Origin of the sequence: Pseudomonas fluvialis, assembly GCF_014207935.1 — a bacterium.
GTDB classification, from domain to species: Bacteria; Pseudomonadota; Gammaproteobacteria; order Pseudomonadales; family Pseudomonadaceae; genus Aquipseudomonas; species Aquipseudomonas fluvialis_A.
In genome coordinates, this window is record NZ_JACHLL010000001.1 from 1 (window position 1) to 24,985 (window position 24,985).

Below are 24,985 nucleotides of genomic sequence, written 5' to 3' on the forward strand. Positions count from 1 at the left end.
TCCCTGGATAAAACGCTTCATCGGCATTCCCCACTGATTTGAATCCATCAAATCACAGCAAGGTCGATGCCAGCGTTTTTACACAGCCTGGGCCGACTCCGGCCATAAGACTCAGTCGTCGGCTCCGCGCAGCAGACGACTGATCTGCTCCCCGGAAAAGCCTCGGTAGGCGAGGAACCGCCCCTGCTGAGCGCGCGCCTTGGCATCGGCGGGCAGCTCGCCGAACTTACGTTGCCAGACGCTGCGCAGCACAGCCATCCAGTCCACCTCCGCTTCATCCAACGCTGCCGCGATATCGGCACGCGGCAGCCCACGCTGCGCCAGTTCCTCACGGATGCGCTGCGGCCCGTAGCCAGCTCGTGCACGGCTACCGACAAAGGCTTCCAGGTAACGGGATTCGTTGAGCAGGCCCTGCTCGGCCAGTCGGTCCAGAGCAGGACCGATCAGATCATCACTGGCACCCTGACGGCGCAGCTTGCGCTCCAGCTCTACCCGACCATGCTCACGTCGCGCGAGCAGGTCCATGGCGGCCCGGCGTACTGCAGCCGGGCTATCCAGCAAAGCGGGCATCGACTATCACTCAGGCTTCGGCGTCGAGCTCGGCCACCTCGGCATCGGCCTTGACCGGCCCGCTCGGCACCAGCAGTTTGTCGCGAATGATCTTCTCGATGGCGTTGCCGACTTCCGCGTTGTCTTCCAGGTACTTGGCGGCATTGGCCTTGCCCTGACCGATCTTGTTGCCCTGGTAGCTGTACCAGGCACCGGACTTCTCCACCAGACCGAGTTGCACGCCGAGATCGATGATCTCGCCGGTGCGGTAGATACCCTTGCCGTACATGATCTGGAACTCGGCCTGGCGGAACGGTGGTGCCACCTTGTTCTTCACCACCTTGACACGGGTTTCGCTGCCAACCACTTCCTCGCCGTCCTTCACCGCGCCGGTACGGCGGATATCCAGGCGCACCGAAGCGTAGAACTTGAGAGCGTTACCACCAGTGGTGGTTTCCGGGTTGCCGAACATCACGCCGATCTTCATACGGATCTGGTTGATGAAGATCACCAGGCAGTTGGCGTTCTTGATGTTGCCGGTGATCTTGCGCAGAGCCTGGCTCATCAGACGCGCCTGGAGACCGACGTGGGTGTCACCCATCTCGCCTTCGATTTCCGCCTTGGGCACCAGTGCCGCCACGGAGTCGACGATGATCACGTCAACCGCGTTGGAACGTACCAGCATGTCGGTGATTTCCAGGGCCTGTTCGCCGGTATCCGGCTGCGAGACCAGCAGATCATCGACATTAACGCCGAGCTTGCCGGCATAGTCCGGATCCAGGGCGTGTTCGGCGTCGACGAAGGCACAGGTGGCGCCCATCTTCTGCGCTTCGGCGATCACCGACAGGGTCAGCGTGGTCTTACCCGAGGATTCCGGACCGTAGATTTCGACGATACGGCCCTTGGGCAGGCCGCCGATACCCAGGGCGATATCCAGCCCAAGGGAACCGGTGGAGATGGACGGAATGGCCTGACGTTCATGGTCGCCCATGCGCATGACCGCACCCTTGCCGAACTGCTTCTCGATCTGGCCCAGGGCTGCAGCCAGTGCACGCTTCTTGTTGTCGTCCATTGCATCCTCTCGTGTTCAATTCGGCGTTCACGGCCGCCAATACCTGTATATGTAGACAGTAGTATTCCATATGGCAAGTCGGTCGCCTACCCCTGCAGCGGATTTTCTCCTGCCGCCAGTCGGAGCAGGCCACCCAGGGCCATGATCACGCTTTGCTTGCGCACCGCCAGGCGATCACCGCCGAACAGGTAACGCTGGCTGTAGCACTGTTCGCCATCGCCCCAGGCCAGCCAGACTGTGCCCACCGGTTTGTCCGCTGAGCCGCCAGCGGGACCGGCCACGCCACTGACCGCCACGGCAAAGCGCGCACCGCTGTGTTGTTGGGCGCCGCGCACCATGGCCTCGACCACCTCTTGGCTGACTGCACCGACACGTTCGAACAAGTCGGCCGGCACGCCCAGCTGGACGGTTTTCTGCCGATTGGAATAGGTGACATAGCCCGCCTCGAACCAGGCCGAACTGCCGGCAACCCGGGTAATGGCCTCGGCGATACCGCCCCCCGTGCAGGATTCGGCGGTGCTGACCTGAGCCGAACAGGCCTGCAGTTGCGCGCCCAACTGGGCGGCCAGATGGCTGATCTGATCCATATGCTCTCCGGGGTTAAGGCGGCGTGGGCGATACCGTACACTAGGCGCCTTTTTGATTTAAGCCGGACAGCCAGAACCATGAGTGACCTCTCCGCCCACACGCCAATGATGCAGCAGTACTGGAAGCTGAAGAACCAGCACCCGGACCAGCTGATGTTCTACCGCATGGGCGACTTCTACGAGATTTTCTACGAGGATGCGAAGAAGGCTGCGGCGTTGCTCGACATCACCCTGACCGCGCGCGGCTCCTCGGCGGGCCAGCCCATTCCGATGTGCGGCATTCCGCACCACTCGGCCGAAGGCTACCTGGCCAGGCTGGTCAAACTGGGCGAGTCAGTGGTGATCTGCGAGCAGATCGGCGACCCGGCCACCAGCAAGGGCCCGGTGGAGCGTCAGGTGGTGCGCATCATCACCCCCGGCACCATCAGCGACGAGGCGCTGCTCGACGAGCGCCGCGACAACCTGCTGGCCGCCGTGCTGGGCGACGAGCGCATGTTCGGCCTGGCCACCCTGGACATCACCAGCGGTCGCTTCACCGTGCAGGAACTCAAGGGCTGGGAAAACCTGCTGGCCGAGCTAGAGCGTCTGAGCCCGGCCGAACTGCTGATCCCCGATGACTGGCCGCAGGGCTTGCCAGTGGACAAGCGCCGTGGCACCCGCCGCCGCGCGCCGTGGGACTTCGACCGTGACACGGCACGCAAGAGCCTGTGTCAGCAGTTCGCCACCCAGGACCTGAAAGGCTTCGGCTGCGAGAACCTGACCCTGGCCATCGGCGCCGCCGGCTGCCTGCTCGGCTATGCCAAGGAAACCCAGCGTACCGCCCTGCCGCACCTGCGCAGCCTGCGCCACGAGCGCCTGGACGATACGGTGATTCTCGACGGTGCCAGCCGGCGCAACCTGGAGCTGGACACCAACCTCGCCGGTGGCCGCGACAACACCCTTCAATCAGTAGTCGACCGCTGCCAGACCGCCATGGGCTCGCGCCTGCTGACCCGCTGGCTGAACCGCCCGTTGCGTGATCGCGCGGTGCTGGAAGGCCGCCAGGACTCCATCGCCTGCCTGCTCGACCGCTACCAGTTCGAGCTGATCCAGCCGCAGCTCAAGGACATCGGCGACATCGAACGCATCCTCGCCCGCATCGGCTTGCGCAATGCTCGCCCACGCGACCTGGCGCGCCTGCGCGATGCCCTGGCCGCCCTGCCGCAACTGCAGGACGGCATGGCCAAGCTGGATGTGCCGCACCTAGCGGAACTGGCGGTGAACATCCGCACCTACCCGGAGCTGGCCGACCTGTTGGCCCGCGCCATCATCGACAACCCACCGGCGGTGATCCGTGACGGCGGCGTGCTGAAGACCGGCTACGACGCCGAGCTGGACGAACTGCAATCGCTCAGCGAGAACGCCGGCCAGTACCTGATGGACCTGGAAGTGCGCGAGAAGGCCCGCACCGGCCTGGCCAACCTCAAGGTCGGCTACAACCGCGTGCATGGCTACTTCATCGAACTGCCGAGCAAGCAGGCCGAATCAGCGCCGGCCGATTACATCCGCCGCCAGACCCTGAAAGGTGCCGAGCGTTTCATTACCCCGGAGCTCAAGGAGTTCGAGGACAAGGCCCTGTCGGCCAAGAGCCGCGCCCTGGCCCGCGAGAAGCTGCTGTACGACGAACTGTTGGAACGCCTGATTGGTCATCTGGCGCCGCTGCAGGATACCGCCGCCGCCCTGGCCGAGCTGGACGTGCTGAGCAACCTGGCTGAACGGGCGCTGAACCTCGACCTCAACCGCCCGCGCTTCGTCGAAGAGCCGTGCATGCGCATCAGCCAGGGCCGCCACCCGGTAGTCGAGCAGGTGCTGGACACGCCGTTCGTGGCCAACGACCTCGGCCTGGATGACAACACGCGCATGCTGATCATCACCGGCCCGAACATGGGCGGTAAATCGACCTACATGCGCCAGACAGCACTGATCGTACTGCTCGCCCATATCGGCAGCTTCGTCCCGGCGGCCAGTTGCGAGCTGTCGCTGGTCGATCGCATCTTCACCCGCATCGGTTCCAGTGACGATCTGGCAGGCGGCCGCTCGACCTTCATGGTCGAGATGAGCGAAACCGCCAACATCCTGCACAACGCCAGCGAGCGCAGCCTGGTGCTGATGGACGAGGTCGGCCGCGGCACCAGCACCTTCGACGGTCTGTCACTGGCCTGGTCGGCCGCCGAACAGCTGGCCAGCCTGCGCGCCTGGACGCTGTTTGCCACCCACTACTTCGAGCTAACCGTACTGCCGGAAAGCCAGCCGGTGGTGGCCAACGTGCACCTCAACGCCACCGAGCACAACGAGCGCATCGTCTTCCTCCACCACGTGTTGCCGGGACCTGCCAGCCAGAGCTACGGTCTGGCGGTGGCACAGCTGGCCGGCGTGCCGGCCCCGGTGATTGCCCGCGCCCGCGAGCACCTGGCGCGCCTGGAAACCACCAGCCTGCCCCACGAAGCGCCGCACAGCGTGGCCGGCCAGGCGGCCGCGCCACTGCAGAACGATCTGTTCGCCAGCCTGCCGCACCCAGTGATCGAGGAATTACAACGCATCAGCCCGGATGATCTGACTCCCCGTCAGGCCCTGGAACTGTTATATGCATGGAAGACGCGCATCTAACGCCCGCGCGCTCAAGCTGTTAGAATCGCGCGCATTTTTACGACTGCCCGGTTTACAGCCTGAGCCGCGGCCATAACTTTGCGCCTGAGCGTTGCTCGCAGAAGCCGCCAGGCCGCCGCCCGAGGAGATATCCCATGACCTTCGTCGTTACCGATAACTGCGTTAAGTGCAAATACACCGACTGCGTTGAAGTCTGCCCGGTGGACTGCTTCTACGAAGGCCCGAACTTCCTGGTCATCCACCCGGACGAGTGCATCGACTGCGCCCTCTGTGAGCCTGAGTGCCCGGCCCAGGCGATCTTCTCCGAAGACGAGGTGCCGGAAGACCAGCAGGAATACATCGAGCTGAACCGTGACCTGGCCGAAGTCTGGCCGAACATCACCGAAAAGAAAGAGTCGCTACCGGACGCCGAGGAGTGGGATGGCGTCAAGGACAAGCTGCAATACCTGGAGCGCTAAGCACTCCTTGCCAAAACAAAAAGGCCCGCAGATGCGGGCCTTTTGCTGTGCGGATACTTTTCGCCAGACAAAAAAAGGGGCGGGGATTGCCCGCCCACTTTTTGTCCCTAGTCCCTTTGTATCCCACTCATCATCCTGATGCAGCGCTTCATGCGCCTAATCCCTTACCTGCCGTCCTGGCAGACTGTGTTCGTCCTGAACACGATTTGAATACTAGCGCCGCCAGCGGCTCCAGCAAGCCCATGGAAATCACCACAGGGCTTACCAAGCAAAACCGCGACAAAAGATTAAATCCTTTAAAAACAGTCGGATAGCATTTAAACACAGAAGAAAAAAACCCTTTTCCGGCAGTGCTTTCCGCCCATCTCCGACAGCAATGTAAGCCACGGCTTACACACACTGCAGCACTTGTCCCTCAGTGCAGAATCTGACCAAGAAACAGCTTGGTCCGCTCGTTCTGCGGGTTATCGAAGAATGCCTGGGGCGGCGCCTGCTCGACGATCTCGCCGCGGTCCATGAAGATCACCCGATCAGCGACAGTGCGGGCAAAGCCCATCTCGTGGGTCACGCAGAGCATGGTCATGCCGCTCTCGGCGAGTTGAATCATGGTATCCAGCACTTCCTTGACCATCTCCGGGTCGAGAGCCGAAGTTGGCTCGTCGAACAACATGATCTTCGGCTTCATGCACAACGCCCGGGCAATGGCAACCCGCTGTTGCTGGCCACCGGAGAGTTGCCCCGGGTACTTGTCCGCCTGCTCGGGAATGCGCACCCGCTCCAGATAGAGCATGGCGATCTCCTCGGCCTCGCGCCTGGGTAACTTGCGTACCCACATCGGTGCCAGGGTGCAGTTCTGCAATACGGTGAGGTGCGGGAACAGGTTGAAGTGCTGGAACACCATGCCGACCTCGCGGCGGACCGTCTCGATCTGCTTGAGATCACGGGTCAGCTCGATGCCATCGACGACGATACGCCCCTGCTGGTGCTCCTCCAGGCGGTTGATGCAGCGAATGGTGGTGGACTTGCCCGAGCCGGAAGGCCCGCAGAGGACGATGCGCTCACCGGTCTGCACACTCAGGTTGATGTCCTTGAGCACGTGGAACTGTCCGTACCACTTGTTCACGCCCTGCAACTGGATGATCGCCGAACCTTCGCTCGCGCTCTGCTCGTGTGCCTTCATGCCATCAACTCCTAATGCTTGTGACCGGTATCGAGCTGACGCTCCAGGCGCAGCGAATAACGCGACATGGCGAAACAGAACAGCCAGTACACCAGTGCGGCAAACACATAGCCTTCGGTGGACATGCCCAGCCAGGCCGGGTCATTGGTCGCGCGCTTGATGCTGTTGAGGAAGTCGAACAGGCCAATGATGATCACCAGGCTGGTGTCCTTGAACAGGGCGATGAAGGTGTTGACGATGCCTGGGATCACCAGTTTCAGTGCCTGCGGCAGTATCACCAGCCCCATGCTGCGCCAGTAACCGAGGCCCATCGCGGCGGCGGCCTCATACTGCCCCTTGGGTATGGCCTGCAGACCGCCACGGACCACCTCGGCGACGTAAGCCGCCTCGAAGAAGATCACCATGACCAGAGCCCGCAGCAGTTTGTCGAGATTCATGCCCTCAGGCAGGAACAGCGGCAGCATCACCGAGGACATGAACAGCACGGTAATCAGCGGAACGCCGCGCCAGAACTCGATGAAGGTCACGCACAACACCCGGATCGCTGGCAGGTCGGAGCGCCGCCCCAGCGCCAGCAGAATGCCCAGTGGCAATGCCCCGGCGATGCCGACCGCGGCAATTACCACCGTCAGCATCAGACCGCCCCACTGACTGGTCTCCACCGTTACCAGGCTGAAGAAACCGCCGTGCAGCAGCCAGAAGGCCAGCAATGGATACGCCAGTAGGAAGCCCAGACCATAGATCGGCTTGCGCGGCATGAGCGGCATGAACAGCGGTGCAGCGCCAATCACCGCCAACCATACCGTCAGGTTGACCCGCCAGCGCAGCTCGGCCGGGTAGAAGCCATACATGAACTGGGTGAAGCGCTCACGCACGAAGACCCAGCAGGCGCCCTCCCCGCTGCAGTCGCTACGTTGACTGCCACTGAAGTCGGCCTGCAGCAGGGTCCAGTCGAGCAGTGGCGGCACAATCAGCCACAGCAGATAGCCAGCCAGCAACGTCAGCAGGGTATTGCCGACACTGGAGAACAGATTGCCGCGCAGCCAGCCCAGCACACCGACCTCCAGAGCAGGCGGCGGCAGGCTGGGGCGAAACACATGTTTGTCCATGCTTAACGCTCCACCAGCGCAATGCGCTTGTTGTAGAGGTTCATCAGCAGGGAAATGCTGATGCTGATGGCCAGGTAAACACTCATGGTGATGGCCATGGTTTCGATGGCCTGCCCGGTCTGGTTGAGCACAGTGCCGGCAAACAGCGAGACCATGTCCGGATAACCGATGCCAGCAGCCAGCGAGGAGTTCTTGGTCAGGTTTAGGTACTGGCTGGTCAGTGGCGGGATGATCACCCGCAGCGCCTGCGGGATGATCACCAGGCGTAAGGTCTGTTGCGGACGCAGGCCCAGCGAACGCGCTGCCTCAGTCTGCCCATGGCTGACCGACTGGATGCCCGAGCGCACCGTTTCGGCAATGAATGCCGCCGTGTAGATGGTCAGCGCCAGGGTCAAGGCCACCAGCTCCGGAATCACCACCCAGCCGCCGCGAAAGTTGAAGCCGCTCAGCGTCGGCACACTCCAGGTAAAGGGGCTACCCAGAGCCCATGCCGTCAACAGCGGCACAGCCAGCAGCAGGCCCACGCCGAGCGGGCGCCACCAACCGCTGTCGCCGCTCAACTCCTGCTGCACCGAGGCCCTGCGCCAGCAAACGATGCACGCCACCAGTGCCAGCAGGAAAGCTACCAGCACGGGCATGAAGCCCTCGCTCAACGAGGGTGCTGGCATATACAAACCGCGGTTATTGACGAAAAACAGCTCGCCCAGCGCCAGGCTCTGCTTCGGGCCGGGCAGCGGCTGGAGAATGGCGAAGTACCAGAAGAAGATCTGCAGCAACGGCGGGATATTGCGGAACACCTCGATGTAAACCGTCGCTATCTGCCGCAGCAGCCAGTTCGGCGACAGGCGCGCCATGCCAACAACAAAGCCCAGCACGGTAGCCAGGGCGATACCGATCAACGACACCAGCAGGGTGTTGAGCACGCCGATGACGAAGACCCGTGCGTAGCTGTCGCTTTCGCGGTAGTCGATCAGGTGCTGGGAAATACCGAAGCCGGCACTGTTATCGAGAAAACCAAAACCAGAAAGGATGCCGCGATGGGCCAGGTTGGTCTGGGTGTTGTGAAAGAGGAACCAGCCACAGGCAACGACAAAGATCACCGCCAGAACCTGGAACAGCCAGGCACGTACCTGCGGATCGGTCAGCCAGGATGGCTTGGGCTGTGGCTCGGGAACGGAACTACGCATGCACACCTCGACTCAGCCCATCGTCCCGTGTCGGGCACGGGACGATGGGCCACAGGGGTCGCCAAGACCGGAGCAAGCTCCGGCCCGAGGATCAACGCACCGGTGGGGCGTATTGCAGGCCGCCCTTGTTCCACAAGGCATTGAGCCCGCGCTCGATCTTCAGCTGGCTGCCGGCGCCGACATTGCGTTCGAAGATCTCGCCATAGTTGCCGACCTGTTTGACGATCTGCACCGCCCAATCTTTGCTCAGCTTCAGGTCCTTGCCGTACTCGCCCTCGGCGCCGAGGAGACGGGCGATATCCGGGTTCTTGGTCGACTTGGCCAGCTCCTCGACATTGGCCGACGAAACCCCCAGTTCCTCGGCATTGAGCTGGGCATAGAGGGTCCAGCGCACCACATCGAACCACTCCTCATCGCCCTGGCGCACCGCCGGGCCCAGCGGTTCCTTGGAAATCACCTCCGGCAGCACCACGTAATCGTCCGGCGCCGCCAGCTTGATGCGCTGAGCGTACAGTTGCGACTGGTCGGAAGTCAGCACATCACAACGCCCCGACTCCAGCGACTTGGCGCTCTCATCCGAGGTGTCATAAGTGATGGGCGTGAACTTGAGGTTGTGCGCGCGGAAGTAGTCCGCCAGGTTCAGCTCGGTAGTCGTGCCGGCCTGGATACACACGGTGGCACCATCCAGTTCGCGCGCACTGGCAACACCGAGTTTCTTGTTGACCAGAAAACCCTGGCCATCGTAATAGGTCACGCCGGTGAAATTCAGACCCATGGCCGCATCGCGCGAGCTGGTCCAGGTGGTATTGCGCGAGAGGATATCGACCTCGCCGGACTGCAGCGCCGTGAAGCGCTCCTTGGCAGTCAGCGGGCTGTACTTGACCTTCTCCGCATCACCGAACACTGCAGCCGCTACCGCCCGGCACACATCCACATCCAGGCCCACGTATTTGCCCTTGGCGTCCGCGTAAGAGAAACCGGGCAAGCCATCACTGATGCCGCACTGCACGAAACCTTTCTTCTTCACTGCATCCAGCGTGGCCCCGGCCTGTACCTGAGTGACACTACCCAGAGTCAGTGTGGCGGCCAGCAGGGCCAATGGAAATTTCACCTGTTTCATCAAGAGTCTCCAACCGTTGTTGTGTTCTATGGAGCAACTGAGCCGCCAGAGCACTTGCGGCGACGCTGGCGGGATGAGGCAACGTGACAAGTCTAGACCGCCTTGGGCGATCGACCAGGCGACAGCCGCCGCTGCATGCCGGGCGCTGCCGACAGGAGCGCACTCACCTGGCACCGTCGTCAAAGCAAGGCACGTACCACAACCGGCAAAAGAGCGTGCACCTGGCCAACAACTCGATAGACTTTTCTCCATGCGACCGATTGTTATGCCGATAGGTCAGCCCACTCACCCGCCTGCCAAACCGGCGTCCGAGGACGATTGGCAGACGCCCCAAACTGGAGCCCATATGCACAGCCCATTGCTTCTCGAACCCCAAGCGCCTGCCGATGCCTGCGTGATCTGGCTGCACGGCCTAGGGGCCGACCGTTATGACTTCCAGCCGGTCGCCGAGGCCCTGCAGCAGGTTCTGCCCAGCACGCGTTTCATCCTGCCGCAGGCGCCGACCCGGCCGGTCACCATCAACGGTGGCTGGAGCATGCCCAGCTGGTACGACATTCTGGCCATGAGCCCGGCCCGGGCGATCGACCATGCCCAGCTGGAGGAGTCCGGTGAACAGCTGATGCAACTGATCGAGCAACAGCGCGATGCCGGCATCGACCCACACCGCATCATTCTCGCCGGCTTTTCCCAGGGCGGCGCCGTGGTGCTGCACACCGCTTTCCTGCGCTGGCCGGGGCCACTGGGTGGCGTTCTGGCCCTGTCGACCTACGCGCCGACCTTCAGCAGCCCGCTGCAACTGAGTAGCCACCAGCAACAGCTGGGCACGCTATGCCTGCACGGTCGTCAGGATGAAGTCGTGCTGCCGGCCCTCGGCCGAGCCGCCCACGATGCCCTCAAGGAGGCTGGCGTGCCCGTCGAGTGGCGCGACTACCCGATGGGCCACGAAGTGATCGAAGGGGAAATCGGCGCTATCGCCCAGTGGCTGCAGCAGCGCCTGATGCCGGTCTGAATTCGCACGACAGACAGGGATTAAGCCGTTGGTCGGAGAACCCGGCAGTGACATTGCCAAGTCATAGTGCTGAACAATACTCACCGCTTGGCGTGCAAATAACCAACACGGAGTGTTGATCGTGCCCAGCTTCAGCTCCGCCGAGCGAACGTGCCCATGAAGCACGTCGACTGGCAAGCCGACCTGACCCGGCTCAGGCAAATGCGCCTGTTCCGCAACGTGACTGCCAGCAACCTCAAGCTGTTGCTGAGTGACGTGCGCGCCTATGCCCTGAACGATGGCGAAGTGCTGCTCTCTCCCTTCAGTCGCAACCACCATCTGTTCCTGGTGCTGGAGGGCGAGCTGCGCATCTTCCTCGGCTCGCTGGACAACCAGCCACTGTCGAGTATCGGCCCTGGCGAGTGCGTGGGCGAGATCAGCTTCATCGACAACGCACCGCCCTCCGCCTACGCCATCGCCAACGGCCCCTGTCGCGTACTGCGCCTGCACCGCCGGGCGCTGACCAGCCTGTTCCAGCACTCGCCGCAGTTGATGCAGAACCTCCTCGGCATGCTTTGCGAGCGGGTTCGCCAGGGCAACCAGATCATTCTCGACACCGAGCAGAATGCCAACATCGACACCCTCACCGGCCTGCACAACCGCCGCTGGCTGGAGCACACCTTTACCCGTGAAAGCACGCGCTGCGCATTCAATGACACGCCGCTGAGCCTGCTGATGATCGATGTCGATCACTTCAAGGCCTACAACGACGAGCATGGCCATCTGGCCGGCGACTACGCACTCTGTCTGGTGGCCCATACCCTGCGCAGCCAGTTGCGGCCCAAAGACAGCATGACCCGTTATGGCGGCGAGGAGTTCGTCATTCTCCTGCCGGAGCTTGATCACGACGAAGCGCTGACCATCGGTGAACGCCTGCGCCAGAGCCTGGAAAAGATTCCCTCCTTTTATTCCCCTCTGGGCGTGCTGCCCGGCGTGACCATCTCCATCGGCCTGTCCTCATATAACCCTCGCGACAGTTTGCACAGCCTGCTGGCCAGGGCAGACAGCGCGCTATACCGCGCCAAACAGCAGGGGCGCAACTGCCTGTGCGGCTGATCCACCCTGACTGTTAGAGTACGGGCACACTCGCCGCCAAGGACGCCGTCCATGCGTAAACGCCTGCTCATCACCGGAGCCAGCCTGCTGCTGGCCCTGGGCTTTTTCGCCCTGCCTAGCTTTCTCGACTACCGCATGAACAGCACCGCCGACCACGGTCCCTACCAGGCCAGCGCAGCGGCCCAGGCCCTGCACCGGCAGCTGTGGATCGCCGATCTGCACGACGACGCCCTGCTCTGGCAGCGCGATCCGCTGCAACGGCACAGCTACGGCCATACCGATCTGCCACGTCTGCTGGAAGGCAATGTCGGCCTGCAGGTGTTCGCCGCCGTGACCAAGACCCCGCGCGGCCTCAACTACACCAGCAATGCCGCCGACAGCGACAACGTCACCCCGCTGATCATTGCCCAACGCTGGCCACGCGCTACCTGGAGCAGCCTGCTGCAACGGGCGCTGTACCAGAGCGAGCGCCTGCAGCAGACCGAACGCGACAGCCAGGGCCTGCTACAGATCATTCGCAGCCGCGAGGAGTTGCGCCAGGCACTGGCGCGACGCAACCCCGAGCAGCCGACCCTGGCCGCCATTCTCGCCACCGAAGGCCTGCACCCGCTTGAGGGGCAGCTAGCGAACGTCGACGTGCTGTTTAACGCCGGCTACCGTATCGCCGGCCTGACGCACTTCTTCGACAACGAACTGGGCGGCTCGGCCCATGGCCTGGCCAAAGGCGGGCTGACGCCTTTCGGTCGCGAGGTGGTCAAGCGCCTGGAGCAACGCCATATGCTCATCGACCTGGCGCATGCCTCCAAGCCTATGATCGACGACGTCCTGGCCATGGCCACTCGCCCCCTGCTGGTTTCCCACACCGGCGTCGCCGGCACCTGTCCGGGACCGCGCAACCTCAGCGACGAGCATCTGCGCCGCATTGCAGCAGGTGGCGGGCTGGTCGGCATTGGCTACTGGGACGGTGCGGTGTGTGCCACCTCGGTGGACGCCATCATCAAAGCGATCCGCTACAGCGTCGATCTGATCGGCGTCGAGCATGTCGCCCTCGGCTCGGACTTCGACGGCACCATCCATGCGCCCTTCGATACCCGCGGCCTGGTCCTGCTGACCGACGGCCTGCTCAAGGCCGGTTTCAGCGCCGAGCAGATCACCGCCATCATGGGCGGCAACGTACAAAGGCTGCTCCTGCAGTACCTGCCATAGTTCCTGCAAACCCGGCGGCCGCCTGGCACTTCGCCAGACCGGCCGTTTGCTTTACACTGCCGACCGTATATTCCTTAGCCAATTATCGAGATCACCGTGCTCAAGGCACTCAAGACCATGTTCGGCAAGGGCGATTCCAGCCAAGCCAGCGCGCCACAGGCGCCCGCCGCAGTCGACAGCACTGCCGGCCAGTCCAACTCCCCTGTTCCTGCAGCACGCAGCAGCGAACCAGACACCAGCCAGCCAGCGGCCAGCGAGAAGCCTCGCAGCCCCAGAACCAAGAGCGACAAGCCGCGCCGCGAGCGCCCGGCCAAGCCGGTCGATACCTGGAGGCTGGAAGACTTCGCGGTTGAGCCGGCAGAAGGCAAGACCCGCTTCCACGACTTCAACCTGGCCCCCGAGCTGATGCATGCCATCCACGACCTGGGCTTTCCCTACTGCACGCCGATCCAGGCCCAGGTGCTCGGTCATACCCTGCGCGGCAAGGACGCCATCGGCCGCGCCCAGACCGGCACCGGCAAGACCGCCGCGTTCCTGATTTCCACCATCACCCAGCTGCTCACCACGCCTCCGCCCAAAGAGCGCTACATGGGCGAGCCGCGGGCGCTGATCATCGCCCCTACCCGTGAACTGGTGGTGCAGATCGCCAACGACGCCCTGGCCCTGACCAAATACACCAAGCTCAACGTCATGAGCTTTGTCGGCGGCATGGACTTCGACAAGCAGCTCAAGCAGCTGGAATCACGCTACTGCGACATTCTGGTCGCCACCCCCGGGCGCCTGCTGGACTTCAACCAGCGCGGCGAAGTGCACCTGGACATGGTCGAAGTCATGGTGCTCGACGAAGCCGACCGCATGCTCGACATGGGCTTCATCCCGCAGGTGCGCCAGATCATCCGCCAGACCCCGATGAAGGGCGAGCGACAGACCCTGCTGTTCTCCGCCACCTTCACCGACGACGTGATGAACCTAGCCAAGCAGTGGACGGTCAATCCGTCGATCGTCGAGATCGAACCGGAGAACGTTGCCAGCGACACCGTCGAGCAGCACGTCTATGCCGTGGCCAGCAGCGACAAGTACAAGCTGCTGTACAACCTGATCGCCCAGAACGACTGGACCCGGGTGATGGTCTTTGCCAACCGCAAGGACGAAGTCCGCCGCATCGAGGAGCGCCTGACCCGCGACGGCATCAGCGCCGCGCAGATGTCCGGCGACGTGCCGCAGCACAAGCGCATCAAGGTGCTCGAAGGCTTCCGCGAGGGCAAGATTCGTGTGCTAGTCGCCACCGACGTGGCCGGCCGCGGCATTCACGTCGACGCCATCAGCCACGTGATCAACTTCACCCTGCCGGAAACCCCGGACGACTACGTGCACCGCATCGGTCGTACCGGCCGTGCCGGCACCAGCGGCACCTCGATCAGCTTCGCCGGTGAGGACGACGCCTTCGCCCTGCCACCGATCGAAGAACTGCTGGGCCGCAAGATAACCTGCGAAATGCCGCCGACCGAGCTGCTCAAGGCCGTGCCGCGCAAGCACTGACGGACCGGCCCAGAAAAAAGGCGAGCCATGGGCTCGCCTTTTTTGTTTCCCCCTAACGCTGACCGCCGCTGTTATGGGTCAGCTCGCGCGGGATGTGCAGGATGAAGTGCACGCCTTCACCCGGTTGCGAGAAGAACTCCAGGCGCCCCCCCAACTTGCGCGTGACCAGGTTGTAGACGATGTTCAGGCCCAGCCCGGAACCACCACTGCCCCGTTTGGTGGTGAAGAACGGCTCGAAGATGCGTTCCTGCAACGATTGCGACACCCCCACCCCATTGTCACGGTAATCGAGGATGACCTGATCACCCTGCGCCTGCAGGCTGATGGTGATTTCCGCGCGGATATCGGCGGCAAAGGCATGCCGCACGCTGTTCATGATCAGATTGGCCACGACCTGGGTCAGCACTCCCGGCAGGCTGTTCATTTGCAGGTCTTCCGGGCAGATCAGCAACGGCTCGACCGGCACCTTGCGGGTTTCCGGGTGCAGACTGGCAATCAATGCACCGAGCACCTGGTACACCAGAAAATCGCTGCGAGCCTCGGACACCTGATCCACCGCGGTCTGCTTGAAGTCACTGATCAGCTTGGCCGCCCGCTTGATGTTGTTGAACAGCATGACGTTGCTGTCCACCGCCTGCTCCAGCAACTGCTGGAAACTGCTGCTGCTCAGGGTCTGCGCGGCAAACTGGCTACTCAGCTCCTCCAGGGCCTCACTGAGCACCGAGGACGCGGTGACAGCGATGCCTAGCGGCGTATTGACCTCATGAGCCACCCCGGCCACCAGCCCGCCCAGCGCCGCCAGTTTCTCCGACTCGATCAGCTGGTTCTGCGCCGTCTGCAGTTGGCTGACGCTTTCCGACAACTCGTGAGTGCGCTCGGCCACCTTGGACTCCAGCTCGTCCATGTAGCGCTTGAGCCCGGCCTCGGCCAGGCGCAGCTGCTCCAGGGTGTCGCCGATGGCCTGCAGGTGCTGGTTGGTCAGGCGCACCAGCAGGCCGATTTCGCTATCGGCATGGCCCGCGGGCTCATGCAGGCGGGCCTTCTCCGCCTGTTCCACATCCACCCCGGCAATCGAGCGGATCACGCTGATCAGCGGCCGGCTCACCTGCAGGTGAAACACCAGCAGCAGGCCGGCGCTGAGCAGCAGGGCATAAAACAGGGTGCTGGCGACGATGATCATGCTACGTTCGAGAAACACCTGGCCGTAGTGGTAGGTGTCGACCTCCACCTCTAGGGTACCAAGCAGCTCTTCTCCGGCATCGACACTGGATTTGAGTGGCCAGCTGTAGTGACGAACTGCCCCGAGCAGCCAGTCGCTGAAGGCACGCAGGCGCCCTTCGGCCAATGGTCGTTCGCGCGAGGCAAAGACCTCGCTCTCCGGCAGCATGATGCGGCTGCTGCTGATTGCCGGTTGCTTCAGAGTCCCGCTGAGAAGTTCTTCGGCCAGGTCATGATCGAGGGAGAACAGGATCGCCGTGGCCGGCTCACGGGTCAGGCTGATCAGCGCCGCCATGTCCTGGTCGGGCTGGCGCTCGGTGCGCCGCAGGTCCATACCGATCTGGATCAGGCTGATCACCAGTCCCAGCAGGCAGGCCAGCAACAGGGTGCTGCGGATCAGCTTGGCGGACAGGCTGCGTCCAACCTGCAGGCTGCCGGGCTGCACTTTCAGTGCTCTCCGCTGGGCAGATCCGGGAAGCGTTCGCGGATGCGCCGGAAGTCCTCATAGTGGGCCAGCAGCAGATCGACCAGCTGCGGGTCAAACTGGCGCCCGCGCTCGCTGGCAATCAACTCGCGGATCCTGTCGTCCGGCCACGGCTCCTTGTAACTGCGCCGCGAGCCGAGGGCATCGAAGACGTCGGCCAGGGCCACGATGCGCCCGGCCAGGGGAATCGACTCGCCGGCCAGGCCCTGTGGATAGCCGGCACCATCCCAGCGTTCGTGGTGATTACCGGCGATCACCGCGCCCATGCGCATCAGGTCACGCTTGGAGCGCTGCAGGATACTCACGCCGTAATCGACATGCTTCTGCATGATCGCCCACTCCTGCTCATCCAGCTTGCCGGGCTTGTGCAGGATGGCATCGGGGATGGCCACCTTGCCGATGTCGTGCAGCGGCGAGGCATGTTTGATCATCAACACCTCGCGCTCATCCAGACCGATCAGGCCGGCCAACTGCTCACAGATCAGCGCCACACGCTGCACATGGGCGCCGGTCTCCTTGCTGCGAGCCTCCACCGCATCGGCCAGGGTGCACACCAACTCCTTGGAGGTTTCCTGCAGGTCCTCCATCAGGTTGATGTTCTCGAAGGTCAGGGCAACGTTGTGGATGTAAATCTCCAGCAACTGCCGGTCGAGGTCGCTGAGCGGCTCGACATGGGTGACATACAGCAGGTTGGCACCGCCTCGCTCGCCCTGCATGTACATCACGTAGGCGTCATCGAAATGCAGCGAGCGCTGCTCGGCGAGAACCTGCTGAAAGCGCGCACCGACCTCCTCGGGCAACACCTCGAAGGAGCTGCCTGGCTGATAACGGACAAACTCGCCGGTGGCGGCTAGGGTCCGGGTTTCGCGCTCGCCATTGCCGGCACCGGGCAGCACCATGCAATACAGCGCCGAACGGTTGAGGTGCAGCAGCGAGGTCAGTTGTTCCAGCACGGTGGAGGAAAACAGCTTGAGGGTCGCGGCGTTCTGCACCTTGGCCGAAGCCTCGAGCACCTTGCTCAGGCCGCGCCGCTGCTCTTCGATCACACACAGATCGCGGTAGGCACGCAGCATGGAATACAGCAGGGTGCGCAGCTTCTGCGTGGTCAGCTCGGTCTTTTCCTTGTAGTCGTCGATGTCGTATTCGCGGATCACCCGGTCTTCCGGCGCCTGGCCAGCCTGCCCGGTACGCAGCACCAGACGGGTCAGGCGGTTGTTGCAGTCCTCACGCAGGTGACGCACCAGGTCGAGGCCGGCGTGCTCGGTTTCCATGACCACGTCGACCAGGGCCAGGGCAATATCGTGGCGCTGGGCGAAGATCTCCCGCGCCTCGGCCGCCGAATGGGCCGACAGCAGCTCCAGCGGGCGGCTCTGGAATTCGAAGCCACGCAGGGCCAGGCGGGTAATGCCGTGAATCTCGGCATCATCGTCGACCAGCAGGACGCACCAGGAGGGTTTATCAGAGGGTGCAGCAGGCGGCTGAGGAGACTGGCCGGACGCGTGATCGGAGAAGAAGTCCATGATGGCCCTCAGGCTCTAGTAATGACCTGAGTATAGACAGCCCACCCCAAGCGCAAGGCGGCCGAGCGTCCACCTGCGAGGCGATTTCAGCCCTGCTTGCGCCCTGGCAAACTCAGCAGGGTGGCGCCCGGCGCGGCGCGCTGGGCGAGAAAGCGCGTGCAGCTGACGCGCAAAAAAGAGGCAAAATTGACCACTTCGCCCCGGTAATCCATGACTTCCTCATACAGCTTGGTAATCAGCTGATTGGTGGTCATGCCGTCGACTTCGGCGATCTCGCGCAGGATGTCCCAGAACTGGTTTTCCAGTCGCAGGGTGGTGACCACCCCGCAGATACGCAGGGAGCGCGTGCGTGACTCATAGAGAATCGGATCAGCTTTCACATACAGCTCGCACATGCTCGCCTCCTTATCCGCAGGTTACCTACACAGACCCTAGCATCAGCCCAGTTGCGCCAGCAGCGCGGCCAGCCAGGCCGGATGGGCTGGCCAGGCCGGTGCGGTGATCAGGTTGCCGTCGACATGGGCGGCATCCACGGCAATATCCACATACTCGCCACCGGCCAGGCGAACCTCCGGCGCACAGGCCGGGTAGGCACTGCAGGCACGGCCCTTGAGCACACCGGCAGCCGCCAGCAGCTGAGCTCCGTGACAGACAGCCGCAATCGGCTTGTTGGCCGCAGCAAAGTCGCGTACCAGCGCCAGCACCTGCTCGTTCAGACGCAGATATTCCGGGGCACGACCACCGGGTATCACCAGGGCATCATACGCCTCGGCCGTCACGCCTTCGAAATCAGCATTGAGCACGAAGTTGTGCCCCGGTTTCTCACTGTAGGTCTGGTCGCCCTCGAAATCGTGGATGGCGGTGCGGATGAACTGACCGCTGGTCTTGCCCGGGCACACGGCATCTACGCGATGGCCGACCATCTGCAGGGCCTGAAACGGCACCATGGTTTCGTAGTCTTCGGCGTAATCGCCAACCAGCATGAGAATGGATTTGCTCGCCATGGCACTTGCTCCTGAGGGCGTGGGGACAGGTTCAGTGTCCTCCTGCCGGAGCCGGCACGGGTAATACTCCCGTACTACAGACAGAAAACGGGCAGAAAAAAACCGGCGTTAGCCGGTTTTTTGAGCGGTGCATCAGATGCCGATATGGTCGAGCGCCTTGCCCACACCCTCCCAGAAGCTGCGCTGCGGTCGCTCCGCGTAGCTGCCGGCGGCATAGTGCTGGCTGTCCTGCACCAGACGGGTGGCGGGCAGCTCTTCCAGCCCCAGGCGCTCGCCCACGACCTGTAGCGGGCCATCGCCCTCTTCCGGCTGGGTATCCTTGGCCGGCGGCGGGTTCAGTTCGTCGTAGCGCAGGTAATACACCGCGCCGGTTTCGGCTTCCAGGGTGAAGCTGGCAATACGGGTGAACTCCAGCGGACCGTCGGCGAACAGCGTCCAGTAACTGCCGAACAGCGGACGGCGCATTTCCAGCCGGTAGTTGTCGACATCGAACTCCAGGGCCAGATAGCCACCACTGGGCAGCACGCCGATCAGTTCGTTATTGAGGAACACCCCCGGCGCCTCCAGCTCCTGATCGCCCCAGTCGCTTTGCGGGCGATACAGATAGACCAGCGCGTTGTCCTCGTCGGGCAGTGCCTGAGCCTTGAAGTGCGGGCCCTGCAGAGGCTTGAAGAAGGTTCCCGGCGTGGAACAGCCCGCCAGCAGCAGCGGTAACAGCAGAAGCGACAGGATCTGGCGGCGCATGCGCATCCCCTTTAGTGGTTATCCGGCGAGCTTAACCAGCCGCGCCAGAGCAGGCACCCGCCAAAAGTGCGGGTCAGCGGCGCTGATCGAACAGATTGATCACCAGCCGGTCGAGCCAGCCCCACAGGCGCGTACGAATGCGCTCGCCCAGCGGCGTGGCCCGCCAGCCTGCCAGGGTCACTTCCTCGGCCTGGGCGAAGTCGGCCATGAAGCTGGCAGCCGCCTGAGCGGCCAGCTGCGGATCGAGGGCTTCGAGGTTGGCGTCCAGGTTCCAGCGCAGGTTCCAGTGATCGAAATTGCAGGAGCCGAGGCTGACCCAGTCATCCACCAGCACCATCTTCAGGTGCAGAAAGCGCGGCTGGTATTCGAAGATGCGCACCCCGGCCTTGAGCAGGCGCGGGTAATAGCGTCGTCCGGCGTAACGTACCGGAGCGTGGTCGGTGTTGCGCCCGGTGAGCAGCAGACGCACATCCACCCCGCGCTTGGCAGCACGACGCAGAGCGCGCCGGACCCGCCAGGTCGGCAGGAAATAAGGAGTGGCCAGCCAGATGGTGCGCCGGGCCCGCAACAAGTTGCGCACCAGCGACTGCAGGATGTCCCGGTGCTGCTCGGCGTCGGCGTAAGCGACCCGCCCGAGGCCCGGCCCCAGAGGCGGAATCGCCGGCAGGCTGGGCCGGCGCAGCGGCAAATGCGGGCGCCAAGCCCTGCGCCCCTCGCTGGCCTGCCACTGGCGCTCGAACAGCAGGCGCCAGTCCTGCAACAGCGGCCCCTGCATCTGCACCATCAGCTCATGCCAGCAGGTCTCACTGCCCGGCTGCCAGAACTCATCGGTGGCGCCAGTGCCGCCGACGAAACCGAGATACTGGTCGACCAGCAGCAGCTTGCGGTGATCGCGGTACAGGTTGAGCAGGCCACGCCGCCAGCTCAGTGGGTTGTACAGGCGCAACTCGACTCCCGCATCGGCCAATTGCTGGCGCGACCCCTCGCCGAACGCCAGACAGCCAAAGCCGTCGAACAGGCAGCGCACGCGCACGCCGCGGCGTGCCGCCGCCGTCAGGGCCGTGACCAGCTCGGTGGCGCAGGCACCGTCCTCGACCAGATAGAGTTCCAGCTCGACTTGCTGCTCGGCTGCGGTGATGGCCGCCAGTAGGCGCGGAAAGAACTGCGGGCCGTCAAGCAGCAGCTCGAAGCGATTGCCGCTGCGCCAGGCAAAGACCTCGTGGTTCAACGGTTGACGAAGATCAGCACGGCGCTGACCGGCACCGCGGAGTTGATATGGCTGAGATTGGCCAGCTGGCGCAGTTTCTCCAGGCCGGGCAGCAGGTCATAGTCCTCGGCCTGCAGCACCAGCGGCGCCAGGGTGACGACCTGAAAACGCTGTTCATCCAGACGGGTGACCAGCAGCTCGACCAGATGATCGCTGGCCTGGCCATGCAGTTTGACGGTCAGCGGTACGGTCAATTCCAGCTGGGCGCCGGGCGCCAGATTGAGCAGGGACGGCAGATCCAGGCGGGTGCCGATCAGCGCCAGCGGGAAGCGGGTGATCTCGAACAGGTCCTTGCGCAGCAGCTCATCGCGCTTGGGGATTCCCGAGCTGACCGACTCCAGCTCAACCCGCAGCTGCGCCTGGCCGTCGGCCTCGACCTCACCCTTGAGCCCGAGGAAGCGGCTGACCTCGGCCCGACTGCCGGACTTGCTGGAAACGAAACTAACCCGCGACGACTCGCCATCCAGCACCCAGTCGGCACGCGCCACACTGACCACGCTCAGGGCGCACAGCGCCAGCACTACTCGCAACATCACAGGGCTTCGCAACATGACAGGACTCCACAACAGACGGGGCGAACGATAGCCCGCCGCCCCGCTCTTGGGAACCTCAATCACTCCAGCTGACAGCCCTGGCGCACATCCAGCCAGCGCGCACTGTGGCTGCGTCCCAGGCCTTCGGCGGTGACACGTTTGTTGGTGGTGTCATCGAGAAAGCGCGTGAGTGGCAGCCACTGTTTCACGTAGCCAGCGCAATACGGCGCCGGGTTGTCCATCACGTAGCGGCAGGAGCAGTACTCCTTGGCCGAGTAGGCGCCGATGATGTCGGGGAAGGCCTGCAGGTGAGCGCGGTTGTGCCACGCCAGCGTGGCCAGCACCATGGCGATCAGCGCCAGAGCCAGGCGCAGCGGATGACGACGGATCATGGCTGCACCTCCGGCGCGGCAAAGGCGGCCAGCGCCCGCTTGAGAAATTCGTTGTGCTGATAGGTCTTGTCGCGGTCATCGGCGTAGCGCACCACCACCAGTTTCTGCTCCGGCAGCACGTACAGGCCCTGGCCCCAGTGACCGAGCGCGGCGAAGGTGGATTCCGGGGCATCGGCCCAGGGCTTGTTCGCCTTGGCCAGATGGCGGTTGAGCCACCAGTGCCCGCCGGGCACCGCTTCGCCGGGTTTGGCCGGATCGGCCTGGTAGTTGGCGAACGGGGTCAGATTGAACTCGACCCAGGCCGTGGGCAGCAGTTGCTGCTGGCCCCAGCGGCCACCGCGCTGCATCAGCAGGCCAACGCGGGCCAGGTCGCGGGCCGTCATGTAGGCATAGGAGGAACCGACAAAGGTGCCACTGGCATCGCGTTCCCACACCGCCGAGGTGATCCCCAGCGGCTGGAACACCGCCTGCCAGGGGTAGTCGGCATAGGCCGGTGCGCCGACCATCTGCTTGAGCGCGGCGGCCAGCACATTGCTGTCGCCACTGGAGTAGCGAAAACGCGTGCCCGGCACCGCGTCCAGCGGGTGCTCGGCCACGAAGCGGGCCATGTCGCCACGGCCACGGGTATAGAGCATGGCCACCACCGAGGAACGCAGCGGCGCGTACTCGTAGTCTTCTTGCCAGGCCAGGCCGGAGGCCCAGTTCAGCAGATGGCCGAGTTTGACCGAAGGGTGCCCCTGGAACGCCGGGTAATACTGCGCCACCGGCTCATCCAGCTTGAAGCGGCCTTCGCCATAGGCCACGCCAAGGGCCGTCGCCAGCAGGCTCTTGCTCATCGACCAGGTCAGGTGTGGCGTGCTGACCTTGGTCGGCCCGGCATAACGTTCGTAGATCAGCTCGCCATCGCGGATCACCACCACGGCATCGCTGCGGATGCCCTGGCGAGTGCCATCGTCCCGCGCGGGAAAGGCATAGGTTTCGAATTCGCTGAGCGCGGCGCTGGGCGCTACGGGACGGGAGGCCCAGTCACGCTCAGGCCAGGTTTCGCCCCAGCTAGCCGCGGCAGGCAGCAACAGAACGCCGACACAGAGCAGGCGACGCAAAACGGGAATGGGCATTGGCAGGCCTCTTGTTGTTTAAGTCTACGCACCCTAGCACGGGCCAGAAGACCTGCCATAGCGCCAAAACCGCCAGCCTGGCGGCGGCTTTGGCGCGACTCGTCATTTGGGCAGTTGGTAGTCCTCGGCCCCGAGCAGGTCGATGCCGCATTCGAGGTTCTCGATCCAGTCGAGGAAGGCGCCGATCATCTGCGGGCCGACAAAGGGCCGGCCGTGCTGCGGCACGATCATCGCCACGTCCATGCCACGCACCATCTGCGCCCACAGCCGGCAGACCTTGTTGCTCGCCATGTAGCGACGGTGGAAGCCTTCCATGCTCGGCAGGTGGGCGGCAAAGTCGCGCACCGGGCTGGCATCATCGACCAGCGAAGCACCCATGTCGCCGGAGAACAGAATCTTGCTCACCGGGTCATAGATCTGGAAGTTGCCCACCGAGTGCAGGAAGTGCGCCGGCACCGCCTTGAGCTGGCACTTGCCCAGCGTAATCGACTGGCCGCGGTCGGGCAGCGCGATGATGCGGTCGTAGGTGTTGATGCCGTGGCTGAGCGCCAGGTAGCTGGCCGTCAGGTGTGGCAGGAAGCGCGCCCACAGCTTGGAGCAGATCACCTTGGCGCGGGTATGCAGCAGCCACTTGTCCAGCGAGGCGATGATGTCCGGGTCCTGGTGCGAGGCGAAGATGTAGGTCAGATCCTGCACCGCGATGTGCTTGGACAGCTCCAGCGACAGCGGTGTATAGGTCAGGTCGCCGCCCGGATCGAGCAGCAAGTATTGCTCGTTGTCGGTGATCAGGAACTGGTTGGACTGCACGCCCTCGCCGCTGACCAGGTCATCGAACATCAGGCATTGGTGGCTGCCGTTATCGAACAGCACGATGGGTTCACGGCGCATGGCCACCTCCGGGGTTTCAGGGGGCGCCAGTTAAGCCGTTTGCCGCCGCGCGCTCACTGACCTGCATCAACCGCCAGCGTCGCCAGTGCATTGCTCAGACGTTTGGCGCGGGCCGCACCGGCCACGCCGAGCAGGCTGCGGTCGCGCTGCCACAGCTCGCGCCACTCCGCCGGGCCCGCCGCAAAGGCCTGATCCAGATCGCCGCTCAGTTGCTGCCACTGTTCGAACAGACCGGCCAGCAACAGATGAGCCGCCGCCGAACCGGCCGGCTGACGGGCCACTTCGGCCGCTCCGGCGAGTACCGCCAGCAGGCGCAAACGCAGGCTCAGCGGCCAGCCGCTGTCACGCCCCACGCCATACAGCCAGGCGGTGAAGGCCGCCAGCACATGGACATCCTCCAGCGTGCGGAAGGGTTTCACGTAATCGCTCCAGCCATCGCCGGCCAGCCGCTCGCAGGACGCCTCACTCAGCAGCAGCCGGGCATGGCCGATATCGGGCATCAGCTTGAGCGGCGGCAGCGCCTCGACCTGCACGCCCGGATCGCCATTGCGCACCACCAGCAGGGCGACCTGCGGTTTCTCCCCGGCACCCTCCTCGCGAGCCGCCACCAGCAGCCAGTCGGCGGCCTCGGCGGCGGTGACGAAATCCTTGCGCCCGCTGACCTGCAAATCCGCCACCCGGCACTGCAGATCGGCCGGCCGCACGCTGCGCTGCTCGGTGACGCACAGCGCCCCCAGACTCAGCGGTGCCGAGGGCCAGAGCATGCGCAGCGCCGCCTGGTAACCGGCCAGGAAGGCCAGCCCCGGCGTCGCCGCCCGGCAGCCGCCACGCACCGCCAGCTCGAACGGCGCCGCCTCCGGACAGGCCGCCAGCAGGCTGGCGTACCAGTCTTCGAGGCGCGCGTCGGGCTGGCGTTCGGCGGACTCCAGCAGGCGGGTCCAGGGCATGGCAATTCTCCTCGTGCATGTCATTCAAGCGTCGCCGAACTGTCACACGGGTGACACCGGCACTCCATAGCCTGAGCTTGCACAACAAGATCGACCGGCCGCAAGCCCGCTGC

24 protein-coding genes are annotated in these 24,985 nt (G+C 63.9%); 6 read left to right on the forward strand and 18 right to left on the reverse strand.

Annotated elements, in window-relative coordinates; translation table 11 throughout:
- Positions 1-111 precede the first annotated feature (111 nt).
- The 3 genes from recX to HNP49_RS00015 form a co-directional block, all read right to left on the reverse strand.
- Positions 112-570: a recombination regulator RecX gene (gene recX, locus HNP49_RS00005; protein WP_184679562.1), complete on the reverse strand. Its 459-nt coding sequence runs from the start codon at positions 568-570 to the stop codon at positions 112-114.
- A 10-nt stretch (positions 571-580) separates the two neighbouring features.
- Positions 581-1,621 (reverse strand): recombinase RecA, encoded by a 1,041-nt coding sequence (gene recA, locus HNP49_RS00010; protein ID WP_184679563.1) that lies wholly within the window; start codon positions 1,619-1,621, stop codon positions 581-583.
- 86 nt (positions 1,622-1,707) lie between these two features.
- The gene (locus HNP49_RS00015) at positions 1,708-2,208 is read right to left on the reverse strand and encodes a CinA family protein (protein ID WP_184679564.1); all 501 of its coding nucleotides are present in this window, start codon (positions 2,206-2,208) and stop codon (positions 1,708-1,710) included.
- A 78-nt stretch (positions 2,209-2,286) separates the two neighbouring features.
- Between HNP49_RS00015 and mutS the strand changes: the two genes are divergently transcribed.
- Both mutS and fdxA read left to right on the forward strand, forming a co-directional pair.
- Positions 2,287-4,854: a DNA mismatch repair protein MutS gene (mutS, locus tag HNP49_RS00020; protein WP_184679565.1), complete on the forward strand. Its 2,568-nt coding sequence runs from the start codon at positions 2,287-2,289 to the stop codon at positions 4,852-4,854.
- 134 nt (positions 4,855-4,988) lie between these two features.
- Positions 4,989-5,312, forward strand: a complete 324-nt coding sequence (gene fdxA / locus HNP49_RS00025; RefSeq protein WP_184679566.1) for a ferredoxin FdxA — start codon at positions 4,989-4,991, stop codon at positions 5,310-5,312.
- A gap of 415 nt (positions 5,313-5,727) precedes the next feature.
- Here the strand turns inward: fdxA and HNP49_RS00030 are convergent, their stop codons facing one another.
- From HNP49_RS00030 to HNP49_RS00045, 4 genes are all read right to left on the reverse strand, one after another.
- Positions 5,728-6,492, reverse strand: a complete 765-nt coding sequence (locus HNP49_RS00030) for an amino acid ABC transporter ATP-binding protein (RefSeq protein WP_184679567.1) — start codon at positions 6,490-6,492, stop codon at positions 5,728-5,730.
- 11 nt (positions 6,493-6,503) lie between these two features.
- Positions 6,504-7,601: an amino acid ABC transporter permease gene (locus HNP49_RS00035; protein ID WP_184679568.1), complete on the reverse strand. Its 1,098-nt coding sequence runs from the start codon at positions 7,599-7,601 to the stop codon at positions 6,504-6,506.
- A gap of 2 nt (positions 7,602-7,603) precedes the next feature.
- On the reverse strand, positions 7,604-8,788 hold the full coding sequence (locus HNP49_RS00040) for an amino acid ABC transporter permease (protein ID WP_184679569.1): 1,185 nt from the start codon (positions 8,786-8,788) through the stop codon (positions 7,604-7,606).
- Between the two features lie 91 nt (positions 8,789-8,879).
- Entirely contained in the window at positions 8,880-9,908 is a 1,029-nt protein-coding gene (locus HNP49_RS00045) for an amino acid ABC transporter substrate-binding protein (RefSeq protein ID WP_184679570.1), read from the reverse strand.
- Positions 9,909-10,254: 346 nt separating this feature from the next.
- On the opposite strand from HNP49_RS00045, the gene HNP49_RS00050 reads away from it, so the two are divergent.
- The 4 genes from HNP49_RS00050 (at position 10,255) to rhlB (ending at position 14,757) form a co-directional block, all read left to right on the forward strand.
- A complete protein-coding gene (locus tag HNP49_RS00050) occupies positions 10,255-10,917 on the forward strand; it encodes an alpha/beta hydrolase (protein ID WP_184679571.1) in 663 nt (220 codons plus the stop codon).
- Between the two features lie 156 nt (positions 10,918-11,073).
- Positions 11,074-12,012 carry a GGDEF domain-containing protein gene (locus HNP49_RS00055; RefSeq protein ID WP_184679572.1) on the forward strand — a complete coding sequence of 313 codons (939 nt, stop codon included), beginning with the start codon at positions 11,074-11,076 and terminating at the stop codon, positions 12,010-12,012.
- Positions 12,013-12,063: 51 nt separating this feature from the next.
- On the forward strand, positions 12,064-13,218 hold the full coding sequence (locus HNP49_RS00060) for a dipeptidase (RefSeq protein ID WP_184679573.1): 1,155 nt from the start codon (positions 12,064-12,066) through the stop codon (positions 13,216-13,218).
- A 96-nt stretch (positions 13,219-13,314) separates the two neighbouring features.
- Entirely contained in the window at positions 13,315-14,757 is a 1,443-nt protein-coding gene (rhlB, locus tag HNP49_RS00065) for an ATP-dependent RNA helicase RhlB (protein ID WP_184679574.1), read from the forward strand.
- A gap of 52 nt (positions 14,758-14,809) precedes the next feature.
- Here the strand turns inward: rhlB and HNP49_RS18785 are convergent, their stop codons facing one another.
- The 11 genes from HNP49_RS18785 to HNP49_RS00120 all read right to left on the reverse strand — a co-directional run bounded on the left by HNP49_RS18785 (position 14,810) and on the right by HNP49_RS00120 (position 24,872).
- Positions 14,810-16,420 carry a sensor histidine kinase gene (locus HNP49_RS18785; RefSeq protein ID WP_221445026.1) on the reverse strand — a complete coding sequence of 537 codons (1,611 nt, stop codon included), beginning with the start codon at positions 16,418-16,420 and terminating at the stop codon, positions 14,810-14,812.
- A 2-nt stretch (positions 16,421-16,422) separates the two neighbouring features.
- Positions 16,423-17,979 (reverse strand): DUF3369 domain-containing protein, encoded by a 1,557-nt coding sequence (locus HNP49_RS00075; RefSeq protein WP_184679575.1) that lies wholly within the window; start codon positions 17,977-17,979, stop codon positions 16,423-16,425.
- Positions 17,980-18,065: 86 nt separating this feature from the next.
- Positions 18,066-18,374: a ribbon-helix-helix domain-containing protein gene (locus HNP49_RS00080; RefSeq protein WP_184679576.1), complete on the reverse strand. Its 309-nt coding sequence runs from the start codon at positions 18,372-18,374 to the stop codon at positions 18,066-18,068.
- A gap of 42 nt (positions 18,375-18,416) precedes the next feature.
- Positions 18,417-18,983, reverse strand: a complete 567-nt coding sequence (locus tag HNP49_RS00085) for a DJ-1/PfpI family protein (RefSeq protein WP_184679577.1) — start codon at positions 18,981-18,983, stop codon at positions 18,417-18,419.
- Positions 18,984-19,115: 132 nt separating this feature from the next.
- Positions 19,116-19,727 carry a DUF2846 domain-containing protein gene (locus tag HNP49_RS00090; protein ID WP_184679578.1) on the reverse strand — a complete coding sequence of 204 codons (612 nt, stop codon included), beginning with the start codon at positions 19,725-19,727 and terminating at the stop codon, positions 19,116-19,118.
- Between the two features lie 73 nt (positions 19,728-19,800).
- A complete protein-coding gene (locus HNP49_RS00095; protein ID WP_184679579.1) occupies positions 19,801-20,955 on the reverse strand; it encodes a phosphatidylserine/phosphatidylglycerophosphate/cardiolipin synthase family protein in 1,155 nt (384 codons plus the stop codon).
- Complete coding sequence (locus HNP49_RS00100) at positions 20,952-21,545, reverse strand: YceI family protein (RefSeq protein ID WP_184679580.1); 594 nt, start codon at positions 21,543-21,545, stop codon at positions 20,952-20,954. The genes HNP49_RS00095 and HNP49_RS00100 overlap by 4 nt, the downstream gene beginning before the upstream one ends.
- Before the next feature lie 62 nt (positions 21,546-21,607).
- Positions 21,608-21,919, reverse strand: coding sequence for an amidase (locus HNP49_RS00105; protein ID WP_184679581.1), 312 nt, complete (start codon positions 21,917-21,919; stop codon positions 21,608-21,610).
- Positions 21,916-23,037, reverse strand: coding sequence for a serine hydrolase (locus HNP49_RS00110; RefSeq protein ID WP_184679582.1), 1,122 nt, complete (start codon positions 23,035-23,037; stop codon positions 21,916-21,918). Before HNP49_RS00110 ends, HNP49_RS00105 begins: the two co-directional genes overlap by 4 nt.
- Positions 23,038-23,139: 102 nt before the next feature.
- Positions 23,140-23,925, reverse strand: coding sequence for an MBL fold metallo-hydrolase (locus HNP49_RS00115; protein WP_184679583.1), 786 nt, complete (start codon positions 23,923-23,925; stop codon positions 23,140-23,142).
- 53 nt (positions 23,926-23,978) lie between these two features.
- Positions 23,979-24,872, reverse strand: a complete 894-nt coding sequence (locus HNP49_RS00120; protein ID WP_184679584.1) for an acyl-CoA dehydrogenase — start codon at positions 24,870-24,872, stop codon at positions 23,979-23,981.
- Between the last annotated feature and the right edge of the window lie 113 nt (positions 24,873-24,985).